The sequence below is a fragment of the Streptomyces colwelliae genome (genome assembly GCF_048158785.1).
Classification (GTDB): domain Bacteria; phylum Actinomycetota; class Actinomycetes; order Streptomycetales; family Streptomycetaceae; genus Streptomyces.
The window spans coordinates 1-5753 of the sequence record NZ_JBLTJC010000532.1 but is presented as its reverse complement, the minus strand read 5'-3'; the positions used below and the strand labels follow the sequence as shown (position 1 = coordinate 5753).

Annotated in this window: 9 protein-coding genes and 1 pseudogene; 1 reads left to right on the top strand and 9 read right to left on the bottom strand. The window is 71.3% G+C overall.

Annotated features, from left to right (window positions below; genetic code table 11):
- A pseudogene (locus ACNFOC_RS49955) lies at positions 1–181 on the top strand (hypothetical protein); the annotation flags it as partial.
- A 17-nt stretch (positions 182–198) separates the two neighbouring features.
- Here the strand turns inward: ACNFOC_RS49955 and ACNFOC_RS49950 are convergent.
- The 9 genes from ACNFOC_RS49950 to ACNFOC_RS49910 form a co-directional block, all read right to left on the bottom strand.
- A complete protein-coding gene (locus ACNFOC_RS49950; RefSeq protein WP_416965632.1) occupies positions 199–384 on the bottom strand; it encodes a hypothetical protein in 186 nt (61 codons plus the stop codon).
- The gene (locus tag ACNFOC_RS49945; protein ID WP_416965631.1) at positions 381–803 is read right to left on the bottom strand and encodes a hypothetical protein; all 423 of its coding nucleotides are present in this window, start codon (positions 801–803) and stop codon (positions 381–383) included. The genes ACNFOC_RS49950 and ACNFOC_RS49945 overlap by 4 nt, the downstream gene beginning before the upstream one ends.
- 25 nt (positions 804–828) lie before the next feature.
- On the bottom strand, positions 829–1281 hold the full coding sequence (locus ACNFOC_RS49940) for a hypothetical protein (protein WP_212728848.1): 453 nt from the start codon (positions 1279–1281) through the stop codon (positions 829–831).
- Between the two features lie 83 nt (positions 1282–1364).
- Positions 1365–1625, bottom strand: a complete 261-nt coding sequence (locus ACNFOC_RS49935) for a hypothetical protein (RefSeq protein ID WP_212728849.1) — start codon at positions 1623–1625, stop codon at positions 1365–1367.
- A 67-nt stretch (positions 1626–1692) separates the two neighbouring features.
- Positions 1693–2190, bottom strand: coding sequence for a hypothetical protein (locus ACNFOC_RS49930; protein WP_416965630.1), 498 nt, complete (start codon positions 2188–2190; stop codon positions 1693–1695).
- 336 nt (positions 2191–2526) lie between these two features.
- The gene (locus ACNFOC_RS49925) at positions 2527–3108 is read right to left on the bottom strand and encodes a hypothetical protein (RefSeq protein ID WP_416965629.1); all 582 of its coding nucleotides are present in this window, start codon (positions 3106–3108) and stop codon (positions 2527–2529) included.
- 91 nt (positions 3109–3199) lie between these two features.
- The gene (locus ACNFOC_RS49920; protein WP_416965628.1) at positions 3200–3841 is read right to left on the bottom strand and encodes an endonuclease V; all 642 of its coding nucleotides are present in this window, start codon (positions 3839–3841) and stop codon (positions 3200–3202) included.
- A gap of 130 nt (positions 3842–3971) precedes the next feature.
- On the bottom strand, positions 3972–4361 hold the full coding sequence (locus ACNFOC_RS49915; RefSeq protein WP_212728852.1) for a DUF6354 family protein: 390 nt from the start codon (positions 4359–4361) through the stop codon (positions 3972–3974).
- A 73-nt stretch (positions 4362–4434) separates the two neighbouring features.
- The gene (locus ACNFOC_RS49910; RefSeq protein WP_416965627.1) at positions 4435–5082 is read right to left on the bottom strand and encodes a hypothetical protein; all 648 of its coding nucleotides are present in this window, start codon (positions 5080–5082) and stop codon (positions 4435–4437) included.
- Positions 5083–5753: the final 671 nt, after the last annotated feature.

Below are 5753 nucleotides of genomic sequence, written 5' to 3'. Positions count from 1 at the left end.
TGTGGACGACGCTCTTGCTGCCAACTGCCGCCAAGCCGGCGGCGCGAGCTGTACGGGGTGTGGAAGATCGAGCGGCGGTTCCTGGCGGAGACGATCGTGGCCGCTGCGCACGATCCTGCTCATCGTGTTCGCCGCCGACTGTGTCGTCGAGGTCGGCGGCATCACCCCTTCTCCGGCTTGACGACGGACTCGCCGACCTCACCAGACCGGTTCGTAGGGGACGAGGTTGGAGTTCTGCAGCAGCGCGAGCTTGTCGTGCGGGGTGGGCGCGTAGTCGATCGCGTCGAGCACCTTCTGGTCCTCGGCGTCGTCGCACGCCCACTGCTGGGCTTCGGCGAGGAGGGCTTCGTAGAGAGAGCCGGCTGCGTCATGCGGAGTGTTCATGGGTGCCTCAGGTCGGGGTGCCGGGCCCCTGCGGGGCCCGGCACCGGAACGGGGTGTGGTCGGGAGGGCCGGAGCTTCTCGGCGATCAGTTCGTTGATGACCTGGTCGAGCGGGGGAAGGGCGGCGTGCTGCCTCTCCATGTCCTGGAGGCGGGCACGTTCGCGCTCCACGTACGTGGGGTCGGTGGGGGAGCCGTCGGGTTCGCAGCGCATCAGGTGCTTGCCGATCCAGTAGGCGGAGAACGTCGGCTCGGTGTGGCCGTTGAAGGCGACGCGGCCGTCGATGTGGCTGGTGACGGTCCAGACATGAACCTGGCGTGCGCCGAGGATGTGGTGGCGCCACAGCTCGCTGCGCTCGGCGTAGGTGGCGCCGATCTCGGGGAGGGGCTTCGGTCGGCGCGCAGGCTTGGAGTTGGTCACGGAAGCGGCCTTCGCGGTGGGTGGGTCAGGGCTGGTCGGGGAGGAAGTGGACGAGGCGGAGGGGGGTCAGCGGCCCGTGCTCGTTGAAGGCGTCGACGCAGTTGGAACAGGTGGCCAGGCGGGGGTCGGCCGCGATGGGCTGGGGGGTCTCGGAATCGCACAGGGGCCAGGCCCTGGTGCTCGGGGCCAGCGATTCGGTGAGTGGTCCCGGCACCCAGGTGGAGGGGTCGGTCGAGGCTGCGATGCACGCCTCCGTGGTCGGGACGGGCGGAGCGTTGCGGACGGCGTCGGCGAGCCGGAGGAGGAGGGCGAGCACCTCGTCGCGGGTGCCGTGGAGGGCGATGCCGTCGCTGCCGTTGTAGACGGCGGCGGTGATCTCGCCGGGCTCCACGAGCGCGTCGTCGGAGGTGAAGCCGGGGTAGAGCAGGACCGGTGTGGCGTCGGCGGGGACCCATTCGAATTCGGTGTGGTCGAGCATGCGGGAGCCCTTCGGATGTGGAGGCGCGGGAGAGGGAGGGGGCCGGGCGGCCCGGGGTGCAAGGCCGCCCGGTGGTGGGACGGTCAGTAGGCGTCGGGCTCGTAGTGCTCGACGGTGTCGTCGACCCAGGCGCCGTCGTCGCGGGCGAACTCCTCGTACGCGCGCTGCACGGCGCGACGATGTGCGTCGACGTCGAACTCGCACGCCCAGTTCGCGCCTTGGGCGAACGCGGGCCGGGTGAGGGCGTCGATGGCGGCCTGGTCCCCGTCGGCGACCTGGTGGGAAGCGGTGATGCTGAGGGTGGCGCGGTCCTTGGACCAGCAGCCGATCAGCAGAGTGGACACGGCGGGTTCGCTCTCTGCGGCCCCAGGGCCCAGCGGTTGCTCGCCGGACCCCGGCGGGCGGCGGGGTTCAAGGGGTCAGGACGACGCGGATGTGTTCGCCATAGCTCGGCTCCGACCACTTGGTGAGGGAGTCGAGCGCGGCGGCGATGTCCTCGAAGCGGGCCCGGTCGCGGAAGCCGTCGGTGATCTCTTCGGTCATGCCGCCGTACATCTCGGTGACCTCGGCGCCGCGCCAGCCGGGCCCGCCCCAGTAGTCGAAGACCACGGCGTCGGGCATCGGGGCATCGGGGGCGTAGTGCTTGAGGAGCGCGCGGCGCAGCCTGGTCCACCGGCGTTCGGTGTACATGCACGGGTGGACGTCGCCGACCGGCTTGCCCTTGCGGCCCCAGCCGCAGCCCTGGCAGTAGCGCCGGCCCCGGTCGTTGTAGTCGGGGCAGGCCGGGTTCCCGCAGCGCCACAGGTAGCCGGCCTGGCGGGCGAGTTCGTGGATGAGCTGCGCCTGGGTCTCGTCGGCCTCGGCGACGAGCCGGGCTATGACGGTGCGGACGACTTCGGCTTCGGACATGGGAGTTCTCCGGAAGGGGGCATGGGGGAGCTGCAGTGCAGCTCCAAGCGATGTGCGTTGGAGGGAAGAAGTGCCCTCAACACGAACAATCTTACATATTGAAATGCCAATAAGCAACAACGATCGGAAGTTCGTGCAGCTCTCCCACCCTCGGGGGAAGCAGGCCACCGCCCACGCCGGACCGCCGCTCCTCACGCCTCACGCGGGCGATGGGCCGGGGCCTCGGCATGCTCCTCCCGCGCGGGAGAGCGCGGACCAGCCGGTGGGGCGGATCCTCAGCCGACTCCGCCCGCTGCGCACCGTGCACCGGACGGGGACATCAGCCGCCGCCGGTGGTCAGGAGAGGGGGACGACCCCGAGGTGGACGGTCCGCCCGCACGGGAGACATCCCTGGCCGTCCAGTCCGCTGTCGGTGCGCCGGGTCCGGATCCGCTCCAGCCCTGCGCCGGCGGCAGCGGCGACCCCCTCCATGTCGTCACTGCTCGCGGCTGTCGCCAGCAGCCGGACCGTGAAACCCCGGCCGTCGTCCTCCACCCACAACTGCGCCCCCGGCAACCGCTCCTGGTCCAGTGCGGCCGTCCACGGGACCAGTGTCCGCAGCAGTTCGGCCGCTGCCTCCGCCGACGTCAGCCGTCCCCCCGGGACGCCGCCGCGCACCGGTGCATCCACGGCGGCCACCAGGAGCAGCTCCCCCTCCAGGTCCACCGTCAGCACACCGTCACGGTGGGCCGGGAGGCCGGCCGCCTCGCCGCACGCTGCTGCCAGCCGCGCCATGCTCGCCGAGGCGGCCGGCCCGCTCGCGCACACTTCCGCCTGCACGTCCGCCTCGCTCATGCACAGCCGGACCGGCTCCAGCGGGCCGCAGGCATCCAGCAGGCGGGCAACCGCTTCCACACAGCGGGCCAGGGAGAGTGACATGGCCGCCATTCTCGCCCCGGTGAGGCCGAGGAGTCCTGTGTCCGGCCAAAGGGTGGCTCCACCTTTGCGGCGGTCACCGGGATTCGGACAACTACGAGGCGCTCCCGGCAGGGTCAGTGCCGTACACGTGCCAGTCCCACAGGTCCCGGGCGCTGTTCAGGCTGGGGCACCAGGTGACCTTGCGGCCGTCGCGGCAGATCTCGCCGGCCCCCGGCGCACAGGTGCACACCACGCGGAACTGCCCGGCGCGCGAGGACACGACTGCCTGCACGATCCGGCCCCGGTGCGCGCCGTGGGTGACATCCCGGCGGACGGCCGCGGCCAGCTGCTCCGGCGTGACCACCTCCAGCCGGTCGACCGCGTCCATCGTGCGCCAGACCCTGCCGTCGGGCAGCGTGTACGACTTCACCGCCACCCACTGGCCCAGCCGGAACACGGTGCCGACCACTGCGGCACGCTCCTGCTCGGGGTAGGACTGCATCACCAGGTCGCCCCGCCGCACGTGGGGAGCGTCAACCAGGCGCTGCAGCGCGCTCACCGCGGCCTGCGCGCTCACCCGGTTTTCGAGCCGCGCGGACTCCACGGTCCACACACCAGGACCGGGCCCGGGCTCCATCAGCTCCCATTCGCCCGGCCAGCCTTCCACGGCCACGATCTCACCGGACTGCAACACCTCGTCTCCGGACGCGGTGTCCGGGGCCTGGGCGGCCCCGGTCTTCGCCGACAACGCCATCTCTTCTCTGCTTCCTTCCATCAGCGATCACACGAATCGGCCACCAGGCCGTGGGTTAGCGGGGTGCGGGACCGGCGGCCACCCTCGGGCGGCCGCCGCGCGGCTGGACAGGCGGGTGCCGAGGGCCGGGTCAGTCCTGGCCCTTCGCTGCCTCGGCGGTGAGCTCCTTGTGTACGCGCAGCGCCGCGGTCGCGTACTCCACGGGTGACGGACTGCCGCCCTGCACGCCCGTGATCGCCGCCAGGAAACGGGCGTAGACGAGCTGGTCGGCGTCGTCGACGACGTCCTCGATCAGGGTGAAGGCGCTCGTCGCGAAGCGCCTCAGTGCCAGCGGACGCGCCTTGCGGCCGGCCGCGCCCGGCCTGTTGTCGCGCTCGACCACGCAGTCGGCGTGTGTCGCGCCCACGGCGACCACGCGCAGCATCCGCTCGCGATCGACCATGTCGGGGGCCATGTCCTGCCACAGCTGCCCGGCCCGGACGGGGCCGACGGCGGACAAGACGGGCGTGGTGATGCTCATGGTGAACTCCTGGCTGGTGGCGAAGGGGTGATGCCGGGCAGCGGGCATGCGCCCGGCGACGACGAGAAGAGGTTCAGGCCGAGGTGCCCGGGGCGGGCGTCTTCAGAATGCGGAGGTTCTCCGCGTGGATCTCGGCGCACAACCGGCTGATGAGCACCCACAGCGGCGTGGACAGACCGTCGAGCTGGTCATGAAGCAGCCGGGCGGCTTCGTGCATGCCGTGCTGTGCGCGGGCGATGTCGATCGTGTCCACGCCGCGCGCCGCCCGCTCCAGCGACCGGCCGGCGCCGAGGACGTGGTCGTGGGCATCGCGGCTGACCGTCTCCAGCCGCAGCGGGTGCCCCGGGGTGAACAGGGACGGCGGGGCCGGGGCCGGGTCGAAGGCGGCCGGGCGGCCCGCGGTGTAGCGGCTCGCCCACAGCTCCACCATGTAAACCACGACGGCCTGCCAAGCGGCCTCGTCGTGCTCGCCGGTGCGCTCCTGGAAGGTCGTGACGGCCCGGCGGGCGAGGATCTCAGCGCGCTCCAGCGCGGCGTTGCGACCGAGGCGGAAGTCCTCCAGCGCCTTGGCGGCCTCGATCACGTTCACGTGGGCCGAGCGGGCGTGATCGTTGAGACCTCGTCGCATCAGGATGTCGCCGGCCTCCACGGTGATCCGCGACCCGGGCGCGGCAGGCTCCCCGGGCTCAGGGGGCAGAACGTGCCGAGAGGGAAAGGCCATGGCTGTCGTACTCCTCAGGTGTCATGCCCGACAGGAACGGGGCTCCCAGCTCGGACGGGGGTGGGCTCGGTGTGTGCCGCCCCTGTTTGGGGGCGCGCCCGCCATCCAGCGGCGGCCCCTCTCAACGAGCAATCAACTTACATCTTGAAACCAGAACAAGCAACAACCATAATGCACATTGAAATGCAAACAGAACTTGCAATCGGCGGTCGGTGCGGGTACGTTAGATTCGCGTTAGATCCTGTTTTTGAGGGTGGAGGTGGAAGTGGACCCGGCAACCGACCCGGTAACGGCGGTGCTCGCACGGATCCCGGTCGACGGCCCGGTGCCGCCGCTGCCGGACCCGGCCGCACGCGTCAGGCTCCGCGAGGAGTTCGGCTGGACCGTGACGCAGATGGGCAAGGCGACCAGCGTGCGCCGCGAGACGGTGTGGACCTGGGAATCGGATCCACCCCGCACGCCGCGTGGGGAGAAGGGGCAGCTCTACGCCCGGCTCCTCGCCTACTTCGCCGACGAGCTCGCTCGCGCCGCAGCAACGAGCGGCGACGGGGGCCGAGGACACGGTGGAGACGACGGCGACGGAGGCCGTCGAAACCGTCGAGGCCGCGGACGCCGTCGACAGCGTCGAGATCCCCAAGCAGCAGTCCGCCGACGTGGCCGCCGACAACGAG